We start from the raw sequence: 17,567 nt of genomic DNA, 5'->3' as shown, positions 1-17,567 counted from the left end.
GGTCAGCCGCGGCCTCGGCCACGCAGCGAATATCGACCCGCGATGCCTCCGACCGGCGCGCCAAGCGGCGGTCGCGGGTCGAGCGCGCCGCCGGGGCTGAGCAGCGACAAAAGCAGTCTGTCGGCCTGGATCGCTGCCGCGCTGAGACGAGCCGGAGCTGTCGCTCGCGGCCCGGTCACGGCGGCGCGCCGGACGGCGGTCGGGTTAATTTTCAGGTTGGCGACGCCGGCGGCGTCGAGCTGGCTGTTGACGGTGGCGACGGCACCGCGCAAGGCATCGGCGTCGAACAATTGCTGGCGCAGCTGCTCGACCAGCCAGTGGGCCATGCGCCAGCGCTCGTCGAGGGAAGCGGCGTTTGCCCTGATCTCGTCGGCAAGTGCTGCGATGTCGACGCAGTCTTCGCTTTGCGCGGCGGCATGGCGCTCGTTCGCCGCCTCACGGGTTTTTTCCAGCAGCGCAACGACGGCGTTGGCCTCGGAGAGCGCAATGCGCGCCGCCGCCAGGTCGCCACGGCCGAACATCGCACGACCCTTGGCCTTTTCCAGTTCCTGTTTGCGGGCGGCAGCAGTTTTGAGGTCGCTGTCGAGCAAGGCGATGACGGCAGCAAAATCGGCAGCCGTCCGCGCCCTGCCGAGAGCTTCGGCATGCGGGGATGGGGTCATCGAAGCGGGGTCCTTTTAAGGGAGTGATGGAAGGGCTGAGCGCGCAATCTCCCCCCTTGAGGGGGAGATCGGCAGTTTGAACTACGCCTCACTGTCGAACACCGGCGTGATCGCGCGGATGGTGCACGGTGTCGGGTTGGTATGGCGGATTCTCACCCGCCCCTGCCCTTCCCAACTATCGTCGATCGGCACTTCCACGTTCCCGGTGAACAGGTTGGCCGAACTGTCAGGGGTCACGACAGAGGGAATACGAACCGGCTCCCACCGCCCACGCTGCATGGAAGTAATCTCCAGCCCGGTCGTATCCGTCTCGAACAGCGACAGAATGACCTTGGCGACTTTCTTGCGCCGCCCAACGATCGAGCCATCCCTGCCGCCGACATCGAGTTCCAGCGTGTCGGCGCCCGCCTCATACGGCAGGCCCACCTGCCATTTGGCGGCCGTCGCACCACCAGGCAAGGAAACCGCCCCAGTAGCCACGACAAGGCCCTTGTAGACCACGCCATCCGCCAGGGCATCGACCGTCTCGCCGTTGAGATGATCGAGCCCTGTGACCGTTCCTGTAGCCACACCGCTGTAGGTCAGACCGCTATCGACCTCAAATGCGTCGGCAATCTCGCCATATTCGAACGGCGCCGACTTGATTTCGATAGTACGCCTGGTTGCCCCGCCGATGGTGCGCTTGACGATCAGCCACAGATCGTCATTGCCGTCCTGCCCCGGCGTCACCACGGCGCTCTCGACCATTCCCCATGCTGAATCTGAGAACGCGGAACCGGAGAAATACCCGGCGATGCGATGCCGGTGCATGCCGCGGACTTCCTGCGAAGGCTGGTGCGTGTATCCCCCCAACTCGCCATTATCGAGCGGGAACCACAGCAGCGGGTCGGGATCGGTCTGGAATGCCAGTTCGACGACACCCTGCTTCGGGATATGCTCGGAAACCTGCCCGACATCCTCCGAGGTGAATTTGCCGGTCGCGCTCTGGGTCAGTTCTGCAATCGATTTGCGCGACCTGGTGACGAACAGGAACGATTGCCCGGCGTCGACAGGGCGCAGCGGCGCGCAGCCAAAGGTGCGGGAGCGGCGGTTCTTGAACGATGACGGCGTCAGCGCTTCGTCGATGCCCGAGCCCGACAGCGCCCGGATGCCGCCAAGGGTGCCAATGATCAGCGCCCCGTCGGATTCCGCAATCCAGGTGATATCGTTGGCCTGGCCGCCGCCGGCCTGGACGAATTCAAGCGCGTCGTCGTCCTTTTCGCCGGTGGCGAAATTCTCGAAATCGCCGGTTGCCGAGGCATAGACGGAAAATTTTCGGCTGAAGGCCAGGCGCTCCTCGTACAGCGAACCGCTCTGGACATATTTGCCGGGAACGAAGGTGCCGAGGCGCCAGCGGGCGATCGGGCTGAGATTGGGCAGCGCATGCCCATACAGCCTGACCTTGACCACGGTCGCGCTGCTGCGGCTGGTGATGCGCGCCCAGCGCCAGACGGCATCCGAGCCGAGCAAGCGAATGGTCCGGCCGACATCGCTGGTCTGGAAGCCGGTGCCGTCATTGATGCCGACGATCGAGGATGCCGTGAGATCGAATGGCGTCATCGTGTCGCCGTCCTCGTGCCAGCCCATCTCGGCTATGTCCATGTTGTCGTCGCCTTCGGATCCGTTGAGCACTATCCGATAGGACTGATAGGCGGTCTCGTTCTGGAACTCATAAAACCGCACCTCGCCGCGCGACCAGCCGGTTTCCGCCGTCCGGCTGTCAAGCGAGATCCAGTTGGTGCCATCGAAGCCCTGGAAATCCCATGACACCGGTGCTCTGGAGCCGCCGTTCGCCCTAGTCTGTATCCAGTAACCGTCGCACACCTTTGTCGCGGTGCCTGCAAAATCATAGGACACGTCGCCGGTGGTCGTACCGAACGTTATGACTGTCTTGTTGTCACGGTCGAACGCGAGATATGCGGTGCCGGCGCTGGATGCAGCGGTGCCGGTTGGCAGCGTATTGCTGGTCATCGCCGGATGAACGGCGCCTGTCTCGGCCGGCGTCAGCGTGGTGGCGCTTGTGTTGATGTCGTCATAGGGGCCGTCGAGAAAGACGAACTCGGCCAGCGTCCATGCGGTGTGCGCCGTGCGGGTGAGAACCTGCGGCAGGTGGTTTTTGTGGGTGATCCACATCTGGTCGGCGGACTGGACGAATTGCAGGTCGAACAGGTCAGCCTCCAGGTATGGCGTCACCACTTCAACCACCCCGACGCGGGCGCCATAGGCATGGACGCGGATGTAGAGATCGCCGAATTCGAGCGCATAGGCCTGGTCCGCCGAGAAGATGAACGGGATCAGCCGCGTCGCTTTGGAAGAATCCCTCACCTCGGCGCAGAAATAGGTGCCGCCGCGCTTCCGGATGCCACCATGGGGAAGCGTCAAAAAGTTTTCGCAGCGGGAGAGCGCGGCCCTGTATAGGTCGAGCGAGGCGCGAGCGTGCAATCGCGGTGAGATTTCGCCGCGGACGAAGGTGTCCTGGATGGGATAGAGCATCGTCATCAGGCGCGCCGGAACCGGTTGTCGCCGCGCTGGACCGCCCAGGACGACGTTGAAAACCTGCCGCCACGCTGGATGGCGTTGGCGTGGAACGCCGCGTCCAGCGCCGCGCTATAGGCACCGCGGGCGATGTCGATCATGCCCGCCTTGTGGGTCAGCGGATGCGCGATCTTGACGGCAAGCGCTGCAACCAGCACTTCGGTGAACGTCGCGTCCCAGTCGTTCGGATCGGTGAGGTTGGCGATATAGCGGATGATCAGCGGGCTCGATTGGTCGGAATAGATCAAGCCGGCTTCCTGGCGCCACGCGATCGGCACGCCATCCGGCTCGCCATTGTGGGTCAGCGGCAAAGGCCGCAGGCAGTCCACGGGCAATTCATAGGCAAAGTTCAGCGTGCCCGCGCCACTGCCGGTATCGGACCCGGCGACGGCGGCCGCCAGGATTGCGAACACCCAGGCATGTTTCATCAGCTCCGCCTCGCGGGTCAGGTCGAAATGCAGGTTGAGCAGGCGGGCCGGTTTGACATCCTGATCAAGGCTGTCGACCGGCGCCTCGTCGAGGACGCCAAGCGCCATGTTGGCGATGTCGAGCGGGGTGATGGCCATGGTTTTAGGCCTCCGTCTGTGTGGATCGGGAAAAGCAGGACATGAGTGCGGTGGGATTGTGAGGAAGGTCGCGATCCGTCGCGCCCCCTCTGCCCTGCCGGGCATCTCCCGGGGGAGATTGGATGTCGCGTTGGCTTTCGCCAATCGCCAATGTTGAAGAAAGGGCGTTGTCGGTGAAGCTGCCGATCTCCCCACGAGGGGGAAATTGGATGTCGCGTTGGCTTTCGCCAATCGCCAACGTTGAAGAAAGGGCGTTGTCGGTGAAGCTGCCGATCTCCCCCCAAGTGGGGGAGATGTCCGGCAGGACAGAGGGGGGCGCGACGGACGCGACCGCTGGAAAACTGGTGGGCGTTCCCAACATCGCCGCGCAACGCGGCGATGACATCCTGCGGCGTCAGCCGAAGTGTGCGCTCGCCGGCCGCCCGCGCGACTTGGCAAAGGCGCTTGCTGGCAATTTTTCGGCGCCTCTCGCCATTGCCAAACCGCGCTCAAGCGCATTCTCGAGGCTTGTCGTGTAGTAGGCGGTGTTTTCCAGGCCGCTGAAGAAGTTGATGCGGTGAAGCTCGCCCTTTTTGCTTATGACAATGCCGGCTTTTCGAAGCACATCCTGAACTGCCTTGTAGGTCATATTCATGGTTACCCTCCATTGCAAAGACAAGGCAGCATCGCCCGCTTGTGTAACCGTTTGGTGGCGGCGATTGATCAATGTGCAACAACAACAATGCAGCCAGAGGCTCACATGTCACCTCGGCGTAGAGACCGTTTCGAAATTCGCTCTGGCGAGTCATATGGTGGTGGTTTCGAGAACCGGCACGCAGCGGACATTAGAGCGCCGCGCGTCCAATTGGACGCGCAAAGGACGCTCTAACACTCTACATTTGCGCATGATCCTTTCCGGAAACCGAAATCGGTTTCAGGGGTCATGCGCTGGTCCGTGAGCACCGGAAGCGCAGAAAACGCCATCAGATGGCCGCCAGAGTAGAGTTTCCAAACGGTCTCTCAGGCCTCGGTCGTCCTCAGCGCGATGAACGTCATGTGCTTGACGCTCGACGCCGCGCGGTCCCAGTTCGCCGCCAGTGCCAGTTCGGCATCGGTCGCAAACTCACCCGCCGTCGACGCATCGAGGAAGCGGGTGCCGGGCACATGCGCGACAAAATGCCGGCGGGCGACCATTTCGGTGACGCCGCCGCCATGGCCCTGGCGCGGCTTGCGGTCGAACTCCAGCGGCCCGCCCTCGGTATTGACCGGCAGCTCGTTCCACAGGATTGCCTTGTCCTTGAACATGAACGCCGTGTAGACGCCCGCGGCGACCGGGATGTCGTCGTCGATGACGGCCCGCAGCCCCATATAATAGGGGATCAGCGGCCCGCCCTGCTCGGACGGCCGCACATAGTCGATGAGGTCGGCGAGCTTCAGCGCCTTCATCTGCTTGGAATGCATCCAGATCGTCTTGAACTTGTCGGCGCGGTCGCCCATCAGATAGGCGGCCTCGATGATGTCGCTGTCGACGATGGAGGCGCCGGTGATGCGGACGAGGTCGCCGGCATCATTGGCGAGGTTGTCGGCCACCACCCCTTTCAGGATGCCGAGTAGCGTCAGCTTGTTGGCGCGCTGCCAGTAGTCTGTCTGGCGGCGCACGATCAGCTTCTGCGGGTCGTCGCCGGCCAGGATCGAGGTCAGGTCCGGGATGCCCCACGCCTGGGCGCGGACATTGCGGGCGGCGACCTCGCGGCGCGCGCCGATCTTCTTCATCTCGATCGAGTCGGCCGGATCGTCGTTGACCGGCTCGGACGGATCGTTGCCGAGATCCTTCCAGCCGGGCATGTCGACGGAACGCCCGCCCATGGAGAGCTTCGAGGCGATGGCCGGGTCGGAAAACAGGATCCCGGCCTGGTAGATATCGAGCGACTGGACGTGCTCCTCGAACGAGTATTGTGCATAGACGGACGGAACGATCGCGTCCGCGATGCGGGTATAGGCGTCTGCCATCTTTTTTCCTTCAGGTTGCGCGGTGTCTTGGTTCAAAGAGGATTGGTAGGCATCCACAGATCCGGGTTCTCGCCGGCCTCGCGTGCCAGCCGCCGGGCGCGGACGGGGTCGCTTCTGACGAGCGCCGAGATTTCGGTCAGGTTGCGTTCGCCGGCGGCGTTGCGCTTGAACGGATTGCCTCCGCTCAGGGCTGCGCCGCCGTCGATCGTGTCTTCCCTGAACATCGCCTCGCCGATGGCGTGGAATGCCTTGGCGATCTGCGGATCGGTCAAGGCGCCGTCAGGCAGGAGGATGCCCTTCGCCTTGTAGGCATCGACCAGGCCGAGCTTCTTCATCGCCCGGTTGGCGACCTCCAGCTTCTCCTTGAAGCCGTCGCTGGTTACCGGTCCCCAATCCTTCACGAGGTCGTCATGCGTCGTCTCGACCGACTTGGCGATGGCGGCCATTTGAGCCGTTGCCTGTTCAGCCTGATATGCCGCAAACTTGTCGTGAACGACTTGCGCCTGCTTCGCTGAAAGCTTGGCTTCGGCCATCCATGGCTTGGAGGCGTTGGCCAGGTTCTCGTCGTATGGCAGGTTTTCGGGGAGCCCTTCCGGGCGCTTGAAATCGATCTTGTCAGCTGCGACCGGACGCATGTCTTCGGGAAGGCGGGCATGGAACTTTGCCCATTCCTCTGGCGGTGCGTCGGCCGCCGGAACGCGAAGGCTTTCGCCTTGCTGGCGTTCCAGTTCTGCATAGGAGGTCAGCACCTTGTCGATGCTGCCATCAGGCTTGGTCCAGCCCTTTGCTTCAGCGATTTTACGGTTGCCTTCGGAAAGACCGTCAAACCAACTTTCTGCAGCCGGCGGGGCGGACCCGTTGTCCCCGGCGGCCGGTGGCCGTGCAAGGTTGCCCGCCGGTGGCGACGCCACCACGGACCCGGCGTCTGCCAGATCTGTCATGAGAAAGATTCCTTCTTGTTGTTTGCAAATGGAAACGAGCACTGGCCAGTTCAGCCGGGTGTGTTATTGGATTGTTGAGGGATCGGCTGGACGCGGCGGAATCGTTGTGGCCGCAGCCTGATTCTTTTCGACAGAACCTGGCGCTATCGTCTTGTTCGAGTACGATCTTTCAGAACCGGAGGCACGCACCGTCAAGACGAAAGAAACCATGTCGCATTTCGTGACAAGCGGTTGCCGCGGTTCCGCCGCAATGCAACCGCACTTGGCAAACACTTGGCAAAACCAGCCAGTGTATTAGTTCATAGGCTTCAACGGAGTATCAGACGATGACCATGTACAAAGCCATTGCCGCCCTGCTTGTGACTGCCGCGCTGGCGGGATGTGCGCAGACCGAAGGCCAGCAAAGAGCCACCACGGGGGCCTTGGTCGGCGGCGCTGGCGGCGCTCTGGTCGGTCAGGCCCTGGGCCGCGACACCAAGAGCACGGTTATCGGCGCAGCCAGCGGCGCCCTGCTGGGCGCGGTCGTCGGCAGCGCAACGACGCCACAGCGGCGCGGCGAACAGCTTTGCCGCTATCAGGACCGCTACGGCCGCATCTACACCGCCCGTTGCGACGACCGCTACTACCGCGGTGATTATTGATAGCCCCTTCTCCCCGTCACTATACGGGGAGAAGGTCCCGGCAGGGGGATGAGGGGCAGCGCAGAATTCTGATATGCTGGCGCCGCCCCTCACCTGCCTGCCGGCATCCTCTCCCCGTAGAACGGGGAGAGGGGCGCAGTTTCAGCGTCGGCGCGGTCTACCCGATGGTTTTGATCCTTACCCTCAGCGCGTTTAGACGCTATCGTCTGCTATCCAAAGGGGGCGACGATGCGATTTTTGATGACTTCGCTGCTGGTTGTTTGTTCGGTTTCCGCACACGCCAGACAGGCTGTCAGTGTTGAGCGGATCGGCGATTGCCTGGTCTTGCCGGTGGCCGCTGTAGACAATCACGTCAAAGCCACTTTCGAGGTGACGTTGGACAAGGTCGGCAAGGTCAAGTCGGTTACCGTTGTATCTTATGATCCACATTCGGAGGCGGCGGCGGAAGCCGCCCAGCAACTTTCGAAATCGGTCCAGAAGTGTTGGCCGCCAGGCGTCAAAACCAGCCCGATGCGGATCACCGTCGATTTGAGCAAGACTTAGCCATAAGGCAGTTTCATCACCCTACCTCCCCTCCAGCCGCGCCGCCTTCTCCAGCGCCGCCAGTTGCGCTTCGTCGAGTGTCAAAAACCCCATGATGTGCTGCACCACTTCGGCGCGCGCGTTGCTCAGCGCGCTGTGCAGCTCGAAGCCGTTCGGCGTCCTGGTCTTGGCCAGCCACTCGCCATAGGACGGGCGGCGGTAATAGCCGGTCGCCGCCGTCAGGTCGGCCAGCACCATCTCGCCGTCCTGGCCCGAGAACACCCTGAGATAGGCCCTGGTCAGCGCATCCTGCGCCCTGGCCGGGCCGCCGGCCTGGCGCGAATGGGCGAAGCGTTTGCCGCTCATGCGCCGCCCTCGCCGTCCTGCGGCATCAGCCCGCTGAGACTGTCGAGCAGGCCGCTGTCGCGCGCCTGGACCGCCGCCGGCACCGCATCCCTGGCAACCTTGCCGGCGGCGGCGATCGCCGCCATGCCGGCCTGCGCTTGTTGCGCCCTGGCTCGGGCATCGCGAATATCAGCCACCTCGTCCTGGCGGCGAAAGATGCGCTGCGGGCTGCGGCCGGCGCTCTGCACGATCTTCAGCGCCTCGTCGCCGTCGATATTGTCCATGACGCCGGGGTCGAACTGCGCCATCTGCATGGCCGTGGTCACCACCTGGATGGTGTCGCGCGCCTCGGCCGAGCGGCGCAGCACGTCGAGCGGCCCGGTGAAGGTCGGCCGCACCGCCTTGCCGGCGAGGCTCGCCGGCGGCAGGAAGCGGCTGTCTTCCTCATACAATCCCTTGTCCTCGAGGATACCGAGCTCGCGGTCGAGATTGGCGGCAAAGCCGGCCTGGATGATCGAGCCGGACGGCCCGAGCAGCGCGCCCTTCTCCTCCTGCCGGATCAAGGCTTCGGTGGCCGTCATCTGCGGGTTCTGCACCAGCGTCTGGAACAGGTTGACGAACATCATGTCGCGGATCTCCTCGGCCCGGCTTTCCGCGTAGTCGAATGCATGGGTCGGGTTCTGGCCCACAGCGATCGGCGCAATAAGCGGCCGGCCATTGTCGTCGATCAGGCCGGGATAGTTCTCGCCGGGATTGAGCACCGGCACATAGTCGAGCCGCGCTTTCGACGCGGTCGCCGGATCGGTGATCTGCTGCAGCGCCCTGAGGCCCGAGCGGCGCACGGCATTTTCCTCGCGCACCGTGGTCAGCGCCTCGATGGTCGGCGAGATGCCATAGGGGTCGCCCTCATGGCGGCGCCAGTTGAAGCAGGACACCGGGAAGGAGCGGAAACCGCTCTCCCTGACGATGACCTCCTCGTCCTCGACGACGTGGTAGGAGGCGAATGCCGTGTCGAGATACTGGTAGGTGCCGGAGAGCCGGTACATCTTGCGCTCGTCGCGCGGCTGGATGCACTGGATCAGCGAGATCTTGGTCTCGCATCTGGCCGGGTCGTCGACCAGCATCTTGATCCGCGCCGGCAGCTTGTCATAGCCGAGCAGCTGCGCCGCCTGCCGTGCCGTGCGCTCATAGCGGCGGTGGAAAATGTCGACCTGGCCCCAGCGGTTGCGGCAGAGATAGCCCTCGACCACCGGGATCGAGGCATAGCGGATCAGCGTGCCGCCAAAGCCCTCCTCGGCGTAGAGATAGGCCGGGCCATAGCGCACGACGTTGCGCAGGCAGGCCTGCGTCGCCGGCACGAAATTCGAATTGGCCGAATAGCGCAGCGCAAACAGGAAATCGCGAAGCGCCTCCGCCCATTCCTTCTCCTCGTCGCTCTCCTGGTCGTTCACGGCGGCGGTCGACAGCCCGTGCCATTTCTCCGACTGCGGGATGATCAGGCTTTCCAGCCCGGCGGCCAGCCGGTTGGCGGCCGAGTTGATGGTGTTGGCGTAGACACGGGCGCCGCGCCGCTGCTGCCGCTCGGCCTGCGGTTCCGCGCCCCGGCGCCCACTCCAGACATCGGGCGCGTCGGGGTCGCAGAATTCCGACACCGCCTCCCAGACAGCCTCATACTGGCTGCGCTCGCTCTCCAGTTCCGCCTGTCGCGACAGGATATCGTGGGCACGGGAATCGCTCGCCATGGCATTTCCTTGTTCTGATGTATCAGCTTGTTCGAAGCCCAGATATTGCCAAGGCCAGGTCGAATTTTGTTCGCTTTTGCAATGTTCAAGGGGGCGCGGGGCGGCGACTCAAGGAGATCGATTTGATAATGACGGAAAGCCTACCCGGCGCCCTGAAGAGGCGAAGCAAGCAGGTTGCAAAGCGGCTGATCGGCTACGATTCCCGCAACTGGCTGCGCATCAGGCAGATCGAGGCGTTCACCGCGTTTCTTGAGGCCGACGGCCGCAAATCCTCAGACGTGATCGAGATCTCGCCCGGCTGGAACCGCCACTGGAAGACGATTTGCTCGAACTATACATCGGTCGATTTTCCCGAATTCGACATCTGCAAGGACCGCACCGACCGGCAATATTCCGTCGTCATCGCCGACCAGGTGCTGGAGCATGTGCAGCGCCCGTTTGCCGCGGCACAGAATATCCACGCCATGACCCGGCCGGGCGGCTGGGCGATGGTGGCGACGCCGTTCCTGTTCAGGGTGCATGCCAGGCCGCACGACTACAACCGCTGGACCGCCGCCGGCCTCAAGCAGGTCCTGGTCGAGGGCGGCTTCCCCCAGGCAAACATTGAAGTGTTCAGCTGGGGCAACAAAGCCTGCGCAAAAGCCCATATCGGCGGGCCGGTGCGCGCCTACGGCCTATGGCGCGACCTCAGCAACGACGAGGAATATCCGCTGATGGTCTGGGCCTTCGCGCGCAAGCCGGGGTGAAGGCTGAAGAGCCTTGCCTTCTCCCCTTGTGGGAGAAGGTGGCCTCGCGAAGCGAGGTCGGATGAGGGGTGTTCCAGCTTGGCAATAGCGCAAAAATCCACTGCCTCATTCCTTCCAGCACCCCTCATCCGTCTCGGCGCAAAAGCGCCGATCCACCTTCTCCCACAAGGGGAGAAGGGGTGCTCCTCACCCTCGCCGCTTCACTAATTTCACGTCACACCCCCAGCAGCACGCGGCGCTGGCCACTGAGTTCGCTCGGCGACAGATCGGTCTTGACCGTGCCGGCGGTGCCCTGGCGCTGCTCGAGCTCAGCCCGGAGCGCTGCTTCGCGCGCCTGCACATCCTTGTCGGCAATGGTCGGTGTCGGTGGCAGCGGCTTCAGCGCCGGCGGCTTTTGAAACAGGCACATGGTTCCAGCTTTCTCCAAAGTTGGACGTCCCGAAGTCGGACGTTCTTGTCCAGTCGTAGAGCAAAAAATCCTCGCCGTTCTTGCCGTAGCCCGGCAGGCGGCAGCGTTGCGTGGCGCCAAGCCGGGCCAGCCAGCGCAGCGCCAGTTCATTGCTGGCCAGCGCCCGCGCCTCGACCCGCCAGGCGCCGTGCGCGGCAACCTGCGGACCGAGCACGGCGTGAAAGAACGCCGTGATCCCAGGCACGCAGCGCTTCATGCGGCGCGTGCCCCAGCTCCAGGCGATCCACAACCCGCCGCGCTGCTCGGCGGCGCCAAAGCCGGCCTCCGGATTGCCGTTCAGCTCGGCGACATAGGCAAACCCCTGCAGCGCCGTCAGCGCCAGCAGCGCCGGCGACCATTCGTCGAACTGGCAGTCGATCTCCGTCCGGTCCTCGAGCCGCAGGTTGGCGGCGATGTAAGAGAGGTCGCGCAGCGTAGCGCTGACAATGCGAACGGTCATCGCCCTCACCGGAACGCCCCCAGCGGATCGCTCTGCCCTGCCTTTCGCCGTGCCGTCTTGAACTCGGCCGGGTCGACCACCGCTTCCCTCAGCATCATCACGCCATAGCGTGTCGCCGCCATCAGATCGTCGCGCAGCTTCACCACCTGGCCGTCTTTGCGGTGGTAGAGCCGAAACTCCTCGAACCAGGGCAGAAGCGTCGAGAACACCTTGAAGCGGCCGCTCTGCATGCGGTCGAGCATCTCCATCAGCCCGGCCTCGACCGACACCGAACCGTCGGCGAACTGCGCATGGCTGGAAAGCATGTTCAGCCCATGCGCGCCATATTGCCGGGCAAGTGCCACGCCCGCACCTTCCAGCGTCTCGCGGCGGCCGTCGCGCGGCCACGCCCAGGGCAGCCATTCGCCCCACGGTTTCAGGGTCAGCGCCTGCATGGCCGGCGTTTGCTGCGAGGCGCGGCAGGCCTTTGTGACATAGACGACGTCGGCGTCGGTATCCCAGGCGAGCTCGACCGCGGCCGACGGATGATCCCAGCCGAAATCCAGCGCCCCGAGCCGCGGCCAGTAGCGCGGCAGCCGGAACGGCTCGCAGGCAATCAGCTCCTCCGGCACCGGAAAGATGCGGCCGGAACCCAGCACCGGAATGCCCCTGGCCCGCGCCTCGCGCTCATGCGCCGGATAGGCCGATACGATCGCGGCGCGCTGCTGCGGCGTGTAATGCTCGGCATCGTCGATGGTCATGAAGGTGACGTGGCGGGTCATTTCTTCGCCCTCGCACTTGAATCATGTTGGCAGGCGCCGGCCGTATGGTGTTGTTTGGGCAAGGTTTTTCTGGCCAAGGCGCTGCGCTCTTCCTTCTCCCCTTGTGGGAGAAGGTGGCCTCGCGAAGCGAGGTCGGATGAGGGGTGTTCCAGCTTGGCAAAAACCGCACTCCGTCCAGCACCCCTCTTCCGTCTCGGCGCTGCGCGCCGATCCACCTTCTCCCACAAGGGGAGAAGGCAAGGCCGCCGCCCCCTCACCCCATCCCCTCCACCGCTTCCGCCGACAGAAACAACAGCACCACTTCCGACATGCCGAGCAGCGGCGTAAAAGTGACGATGGTGATGCCGCCTGTCGCGTTGGTGCGTGTCAGGCCTTCGGAATAGATGTCGAGCGGTGGTTCCTCGTCGAACCAGACGCCGTGCAGCGTTTCGCCCTGCCACTTTTCGCGGCCCTTCTCAAAACTCTTGAACGACAGCACCGATTCATCGGCCTGCACATCACCGCCGCCGCCATGGCGCACGACGACGCTGTCCAGCCCATGCGGCGCGCCGCGCCCCATGATGGTGCTGACAATGGCGTCGGCCGGGATCATGCCGGTGCCCCACGCCGCCGGCTGCTGCGGCGGGCCGACCAAGATGCGCTGCGGGTTGTCGCGCGTGCCCTCGGCGGTGACGCCGGCCGCCCACAGCCGCACGGCCGTGTCAAAAACCTTGCCTTGCCACCACTCGGGATAGCGGCCGGTGAGATGCATCGCCCATTCGGCGCCGCCGGCCCTTGTCTTGCCGAGCTGGTTGCCGGCCATGAACAGGCGTTCTCGGTTGGCAGCACCGGCCGCATGGAACTCGGCCTGTCGCGGGTAAGGCCGGTAGGCGGCAAGCTGGTTAGTGCGCCGCCTCCGGTCCAATTCCCTGAGCAGGCTCAGATACTCGGCCTTCGCCGTCGCGGCCCGGCTTTGCGAGCCCCTGTCCTGCGACGCCGGACTTTTCGAGAAACGGCCGCAGGACGGCTTCGAGGCCGCGGATGCGCTGCCTGATTTCGTCATCGCTCAGTGCTTCCAGACTGTTGATGTTGAGATGCAGATCCTTGGGCAGCACCGACAGTACGATCTTCAGATACTGATCGGGCTTTTCGGTACGAACCTCGGCGATGACGCCGGCGCCATGCGCCCGGAAATCGGCGCGGATGGCGTCCAGAAAACCATCGGCCAGCGTTTTTTTCGCTCGCTTCGGCCGGCCGGAAGGCCTGGGTTCGGTCACATCAGCCGGTTCGTCGTCGAAAGGATTCTCGGCCATGCCCTACCTCGATGCTGGTGATTGGCGAAAGCCGGGGTGACATCCGATCTCCCCCAAGTGGGGGAGATGCCAAATTTTGGCAAAGAGATGGCAGGACAGAGGGGGCGCTGTCCCGCCGGCATTGATATCGGCAACACAGGCACGAACTTGTGAGAAGGCTTGAATTAAAAAAACCCGCCTCGGCGGGCGGGTCGTTGGCGCAAATCAGCACCATGACTATATTCCTAGCATAGCTGCCGTCACAAAGCAAGCGAAATCTCGCGGGCCGGCCTAAAATTCGGCCGCCCGCCGCGCTATGGTGCAGGGATCGGAACCGGTGTTCGCGCGTTTGCAATTTGCCAATGGGAGCAAAGCCATGAATGTCGCCAATCTGCAACTCGAGGGCCTGCTGATGGCCGTCGCATCGATCAATCAGATCCTTGTCCGCAAGGGCGTGCTGACGGTCGAGGAGATAGACATCGCCTTGCGCAAGGCCGAAGCCAGCGAGACCAGCGAGGAGCGCTCCGAAGGCATGTCGGCGTCGAGCCGCGATGCCGTCAACTTCCCGATCCGGCTGCTGGAGCTGGCGAACCAGTGCCAGCCGGAGGCGGACATGCCGTCCTTCTCCAAACTGGCGCGCATGGTCGGCCAGATGAAGGAACCCTACAACGACCAGATGTGACGTCGCGATCGCCTCGCCGTCCGGTCGGACCGCCTCGAGTTTCGCGCGGCGTCTACCCTTACCCTGCCTTCGCCTCCGGGTGGCTGATCGGTGCCCGCACAGTCCCATACTGGCCGCTCCAGCGGTCGGTCATGTCGCAGCGTATGTCCCACAGTTCCGGGAAGAAGCGATGCAGGGCGCCGGCCTGCAGCAGTTCGACTGGCCGGCCCTTGAGCGATTTCGAGCCGAGCCCGATCGAGCGGTGGATGAGATAAAGATGATTGGCGCGGAATTTCTGGAACAGCTCGTCGAATTCGATCAGCGCCTCGGCGACGACATAGCTGTCGCCGTGGTCATAGCTGACATCGTAGACATCCTCGAGCGAGAGCCCGCGACCATCGAGATAGGACGCCTTGAACGCCCGCCACAGGTCCGGCGGCATGCGCAGCAAGAGCTTGAAGCCCGGCGATTCCTGGCCGCTGCCATTGCCGAGCTGCAGCCGAATCTCCTGGTATTCCTTGGGCGACATGGATTCGAGCAGGTCGAGCTGCGCCGTCACCAGGCGCATCAGCCGATGCACCCGCCCCATCAGCGTGACGATGCGATGGGTGTTCTGCTGCTCGAGGAAGTCGACGACATCGACCAGCGTGTAGGCGATGAGCTTCATCCACAGCTCCTCGACCTGGTGGACGATCTGGAACTGCAGCTCGTCGGCATTGACCATCTCGGCCAGCGGCTTCTGGCAGGCGAGTAGCTTGTCGCAGCTGAGATAGACGCCATAGTCGCGCATCTCGGGCGCTTCGATACGGGCGTAATAATCCGGCTTGTGCATGGCAGCTGCTCCTTTGTCCGGTCCTCAGGGCGTTTGTTCGGTCCGAGCCCGCAGTTTAGTCGCTTTTCACTTGAACATTGTTCCTTTGTGTTATCCAAATGCCAGAAAATGGAGGACGAATGTCCGTCCATCGCGAAGGTTTGGAGAACGTGTGATGCTGGATGCCGTCGACCGGAAGATCGTCGCGGCGCTGGAACGCGATGCGCGCACCTCCTTCGCAGTGCTTGCCGACGAGGTCGGCTTAAGCAAGACGCCGTGCTGGAAGCGGGTCAAGGCGCTGGAGGACGCCGGCATCATCCGCGGCTACTCGACGCGGATCGACCCGGCCAAGCTCGGCTTCGGCATCGAAGCCTTCATCCAGGTGTCGATCGATTTCGAGCTCTCCGAAGCCTTCGAGGCCGCCGTCCAGGCGCATCCGCTGATCCGGCGCTGCCACGCCACCACAGGCGAGGCCGACTATCTCCTGCAGATCGTGACCGTCGACATGATGGCGCTGGACAGGATGCTGCGCGTCGAGCTGAGCCGCCTGCCCGGCGTGCGCCGCACGATCACCTCGATGGCGATGCGCGAGATCAAGGATGACATTTCTTTCGCCAATGCCGTGGGGCATGCCCAGCAGAGCGCTAAATCCGAGGCTTAAGAGACTGTTTCGAAATTCGCTCTGGCGAGTCATATGGTGGTGGTTTCGAGAACCGGCGCGCAGCGGACGTTTTGGTCCGTGAGCACCGGAAGCGCAGAAAACGCCATCAGATGGCCGCCAGAGTAGAGTTTCCAAACAGTCTCTAAGGCGTGTAGCCCAGCGCGACCAGCACGGACAGCCCTGCAGCCAGGCCAATTGCGATAACAATGCCGAAATGCCGTTCCAGGAATTTGCGCCCCTGCCAGTCGTATCGCATATCTGAAAACTCCGCCGCGTAATCTGGGGCAGCGTGTTCGGGCGTCAAGGCCGGGTCCTTGACAGGCGGTGGGCAGGCAGCTGCCATTGTTCATATCGTGGTTCATATCGGAACGTGGAACGACGGCCGAGCATTCCTGCACTAAAGCTGAGCTTCGATGGCAGCCTTGTCTATGACAGACCAAACTTCTACGATCTTTTTGTCCCCAAATTCATAGATAACATTCTCGGCAAAGGAAACTCTCCTCCCATTTACAGGGAGGCCGAGGAAGCTTTCTTTCGGCGTGCAGTCGAACCCGAGCCGGCTCGCTATGTAGGGCGGATCGGAAATCAGCATCTGGACGTTGAAATAAAGGTCCGGAATTTCAGCAAAGTCTCTCTCCAGCATTTTGAGATACCCTGATAGGCCGAGCCGCCGCCCGTTGTGGATCACCTCATCATCGACGAACTGTCCCAGCTTCGGCCAGTCCTGCTTGTTCAGGCAGGCAATGTAGTCTCGGTAGATGTCACAGAGGTCGGTTCTGGTCACGGCGATTGCTCCCGTCTCTACAAGGCCGCGCCGAAAGCTCATGCTCAAGCCGATGACGGCATGAAGCAGCTTCATGCGCGGATGAGAAAGTGCTAGATAGCGTCACTTCCTCTATTCCCGCTTCGTCTAATGGTAGGACAGCGCCCTTTGAAGGCGTGAATCGTGGTTCGAGCCCATGAGCGGGAACCAGCATCGCCCCGCCGGGCAACCGGTCAGACCGGCGTGCCTCCCCTTTTCCAAACTGGCATGGATGGTCGGGCCGACCAAGGAACCCTATAACCACCAGATATGATGGAGGACGACATGGCCGACGACAAATCCAGGAGCAAGCAGGACCGCAAACCGGCCGCCGGCGAGGAGCCTTACGACGTAGCGGCGTTTGCGAAAAAATATGGCATACCGCCGAGCGAGGCCGCGACCATCATCAAGCGGTACGGGCCTTCGAGAAAGAAGCTCGACGCGCATATGGCGAGCCGCAACGCCTGACCCGCATCGGCGGCGGCCTGCAGGATAGGTGTTGCGATTATATTAGCCTGAGCGCATATTTTGTCAGCCGGTGAACCAACCAAACCGGTCAGGCTCGGCGCCAGCCCCCCTCGATCCCCTCGACGCCGAGCCGCTGGGGGATCGGCGGCCCTGGAGGCGAACCATGCCCATGTATCTCTCACGATTCAGCTATACGCCCGAGACCTGGGCGCGCCTGATCGAAAACCCCGAGGATAGACGCGAGGCAGCCCGCACCTACATCGAATCGGTGGGCGGAAAGCTGCACGGGTTCTGGTACGGCTTCGGAGCGCACGATGGCTGGAACCTGTGGGAGGCGCCCGACAACGTTTCAATGGCATCTGTCATGCTTGCCATTGGTGCGGGAGGAGCGCTCAGCTCGTACGAGACCACCGTTCTCCTGAGCGTCGAAGAGACGATGCAAGCGCTTGGCAAGGCAAAGTCGGTCCGCTATCGCCCGCCAGGAAAGTCCTGACCA

At 63.2% G+C, this 17,567-nt stretch carries 22 protein-coding genes and 1 tRNA gene; 8 read left to right on the top strand and 15 right to left on the bottom strand.

All coding sequences use genetic code 11. The annotated features are described in order from the left end of the window. Nucleotides 1-2: 2 nt before the first annotated feature. The 6 genes from AC0L2B_RS10415 to AC0L2B_RS10390 all read right to left on the bottom strand — a co-directional run bounded on the left by AC0L2B_RS10415 (nt 3) and on the right by AC0L2B_RS10390 (nt 6,732). Nucleotides 3-662 (bottom strand): hypothetical protein, encoded by a 660-nt coding sequence (locus tag AC0L2B_RS10415; protein ID WP_091599038.1) that lies wholly within the window; start codon nt 660-662, stop codon nt 3-5. Between the two features lie 81 nt (nt 663-743). Then, nucleotides 744-3,200 carry a phage tail protein gene (locus AC0L2B_RS10410; protein WP_091599035.1) on the bottom strand — a complete coding sequence of 819 codons (2,457 nt, stop codon included), beginning with the start codon at nt 3,198-3,200 and terminating at the stop codon, nt 744-746. Further along, the gene (locus AC0L2B_RS10405; RefSeq protein ID WP_473745260.1) at nt 3,200-3,802 is read right to left on the bottom strand and encodes a phage connector family protein; all 603 of its coding nucleotides are present in this window, start codon (nt 3,800-3,802) and stop codon (nt 3,200-3,202) included. Before AC0L2B_RS10405 ends, AC0L2B_RS10410 begins: the two co-directional genes overlap by 1 nt. A 394-nt stretch (nt 3,803-4,196) precedes the next feature. Further along, entirely contained in the window at nt 4,197-4,541 is a 345-nt protein-coding gene (locus tag AC0L2B_RS10400) for a hypothetical protein (protein ID WP_236473360.1), read from the bottom strand. 260 nt (nt 4,542-4,801) lie between these two features. Next, a complete protein-coding gene (locus tag AC0L2B_RS10395; RefSeq protein WP_473745259.1) occupies nt 4,802-5,791 on the bottom strand; it encodes a Coat protein in 990 nt (329 codons plus the stop codon). A gap of 32 nt (nt 5,792-5,823) precedes the next feature. After that, nucleotides 5,824-6,732 (bottom strand): hypothetical protein, encoded by a 909-nt coding sequence (locus AC0L2B_RS10390; protein WP_473745257.1) that lies wholly within the window; start codon nt 6,730-6,732, stop codon nt 5,824-5,826. 326 nt (nt 6,733-7,058) lie between these two features. On the opposite strand from AC0L2B_RS10390, the gene AC0L2B_RS10385 reads away from it, so the two are divergent. Both AC0L2B_RS10385 and AC0L2B_RS10380 read left to right on the top strand, forming a co-directional pair. Next, nucleotides 7,059-7,373: a YMGG-like glycine zipper-containing protein gene (locus AC0L2B_RS10385; RefSeq protein WP_027154393.1), complete on the top strand. Its 315-nt coding sequence runs from the start codon at nt 7,059-7,061 to the stop codon at nt 7,371-7,373. Nucleotides 7,374-7,613: 240 nt separating this feature from the next. Beyond that, a complete protein-coding gene (locus tag AC0L2B_RS10380) occupies nt 7,614-7,916 on the top strand; it encodes a hypothetical protein (protein WP_473516455.1) in 303 nt (100 codons plus the stop codon). A gap of 21 nt (nt 7,917-7,937) precedes the next feature. Here the strand turns inward: AC0L2B_RS10380 and AC0L2B_RS10375 are convergent, their stop codons facing one another. Further along, nucleotides 7,938-8,261 (bottom strand): Bbp19 family protein, encoded by a 324-nt coding sequence (locus tag AC0L2B_RS10375; protein WP_091599017.1) that lies wholly within the window; start codon nt 8,259-8,261, stop codon nt 7,938-7,940. Beyond that, on the bottom strand, nt 8,258-9,982 hold the full coding sequence (locus AC0L2B_RS10370) for a portal protein (protein ID WP_473745254.1): 1,725 nt from the start codon (nt 9,980-9,982) through the stop codon (nt 8,258-8,260). Before AC0L2B_RS10370 ends, AC0L2B_RS10375 begins: the two co-directional genes overlap by 4 nt. A gap of 128 nt (nt 9,983-10,110) precedes the next feature. Between AC0L2B_RS10370 and AC0L2B_RS10365 the strand changes: the two genes are divergently transcribed. Next, nucleotides 10,111-10,728 carry a methyltransferase domain-containing protein gene (locus AC0L2B_RS10365; protein WP_473745253.1) on the top strand — a complete coding sequence of 206 codons (618 nt, stop codon included), beginning with the start codon at nt 10,111-10,113 and terminating at the stop codon, nt 10,726-10,728. Between the two features lie 308 nt (nt 10,729-11,036). Here AC0L2B_RS10365 and AC0L2B_RS10360 read toward each other — a convergent pair whose 3' ends face one another. The 4 genes from AC0L2B_RS10360 to AC0L2B_RS10345 form a co-directional block, all read right to left on the bottom strand. Beyond that, nucleotides 11,037-11,636, bottom strand: coding sequence for a hypothetical protein (locus tag AC0L2B_RS10360; RefSeq protein ID WP_473745252.1), 600 nt, complete (start codon nt 11,634-11,636; stop codon nt 11,037-11,039). A 5-nt stretch (nt 11,637-11,641) separates the two neighbouring features. Continuing rightward, entirely contained in the window at nt 11,642-12,397 is a 756-nt protein-coding gene (locus AC0L2B_RS10355) for a phage terminase large subunit family protein (protein WP_473745251.1), read from the bottom strand. A gap of 253 nt (nt 12,398-12,650) precedes the next feature. Next, complete coding sequence (locus AC0L2B_RS10350) at nt 12,651-13,199, bottom strand: terminase large subunit domain-containing protein (RefSeq protein ID WP_473745250.1); 549 nt, start codon at nt 13,197-13,199, stop codon at nt 12,651-12,653. A gap of 79 nt (nt 13,200-13,278) precedes the next feature. After that, complete coding sequence (locus AC0L2B_RS10345) at nt 13,279-13,689, bottom strand: hypothetical protein (RefSeq protein WP_473745249.1); 411 nt, start codon at nt 13,687-13,689, stop codon at nt 13,279-13,281. 355 nt (nt 13,690-14,044) lie between these two features. Between AC0L2B_RS10345 and AC0L2B_RS10340 the strand changes: the two genes are divergently transcribed. Further along, nucleotides 14,045-14,350: a hypothetical protein gene (locus tag AC0L2B_RS10340; RefSeq protein ID WP_473517260.1), complete on the top strand. Its 306-nt coding sequence runs from the start codon at nt 14,045-14,047 to the stop codon at nt 14,348-14,350. Between the two features lie 58 nt (nt 14,351-14,408). On the opposite strand, the gene AC0L2B_RS10335 is transcribed toward AC0L2B_RS10340, so the two are convergent. Then, nucleotides 14,409-15,161, bottom strand: coding sequence for a tryptophan 2,3-dioxygenase family protein (locus AC0L2B_RS10335; protein WP_473745247.1), 753 nt, complete (start codon nt 15,159-15,161; stop codon nt 14,409-14,411). A 154-nt stretch (nt 15,162-15,315) separates the two neighbouring features. On the opposite strand from AC0L2B_RS10335, the gene AC0L2B_RS10330 reads away from it, so the two are divergent. Continuing rightward, the gene (locus AC0L2B_RS10330) at nt 15,316-15,801 is read left to right on the top strand and encodes an Lrp/AsnC family transcriptional regulator (RefSeq protein ID WP_473745245.1); all 486 of its coding nucleotides are present in this window, start codon (nt 15,316-15,318) and stop codon (nt 15,799-15,801) included. A 142-nt stretch (nt 15,802-15,943) separates the two neighbouring features. Here AC0L2B_RS10330 and AC0L2B_RS10325 read toward each other — a convergent pair whose 3' ends face one another. Both AC0L2B_RS10325 and AC0L2B_RS10320 read right to left on the bottom strand, forming a co-directional pair. Further along, the gene (locus AC0L2B_RS10325) at nt 15,944-16,105 is read right to left on the bottom strand and encodes a hypothetical protein (protein WP_287283671.1); all 162 of its coding nucleotides are present in this window, start codon (nt 16,103-16,105) and stop codon (nt 15,944-15,946) included. A gap of 93 nt (nt 16,106-16,198) precedes the next feature. After that, the gene (locus tag AC0L2B_RS10320; RefSeq protein ID WP_473745243.1) at nt 16,199-16,585 is read right to left on the bottom strand and encodes an ester cyclase; all 387 of its coding nucleotides are present in this window, start codon (nt 16,583-16,585) and stop codon (nt 16,199-16,201) included. Nucleotides 16,586-16,700: 115 nt separating this feature from the next. Between AC0L2B_RS10320 and AC0L2B_RS10315 the strand changes: the two genes are divergently transcribed. The 3 genes from AC0L2B_RS10315 to AC0L2B_RS10305 all read left to right on the top strand — a co-directional run bounded on the left by AC0L2B_RS10315 (nt 16,701) and on the right by AC0L2B_RS10305 (nt 17,564). Next, nucleotides 16,701-16,774 (top strand) — tRNA-Gln (locus tag AC0L2B_RS10315). 114 nt (nt 16,775-16,888) lie between these two features. After that, complete coding sequence (locus AC0L2B_RS10310) at nt 16,889-17,071, top strand: DUF3606 domain-containing protein (protein WP_027155385.1); 183 nt, start codon at nt 16,889-16,891, stop codon at nt 17,069-17,071. A 163-nt stretch (nt 17,072-17,234) separates the two neighbouring features. Continuing rightward, on the top strand, nt 17,235-17,564 hold the full coding sequence (locus AC0L2B_RS10305) for a GYD domain-containing protein (protein ID WP_128174988.1): 330 nt from the start codon (nt 17,235-17,237) through the stop codon (nt 17,562-17,564). The last annotated feature ends 3 nt before the right edge of the window (nt 17,565-17,567 follow it).

Source organism: Mesorhizobium sp. WSM4815 (assembly GCF_055811575.1).
The sequence above is the reverse complement of the archived record's forward strand: the minus strand, read 5'-3'. Positions and strand labels throughout refer to the sequence as shown.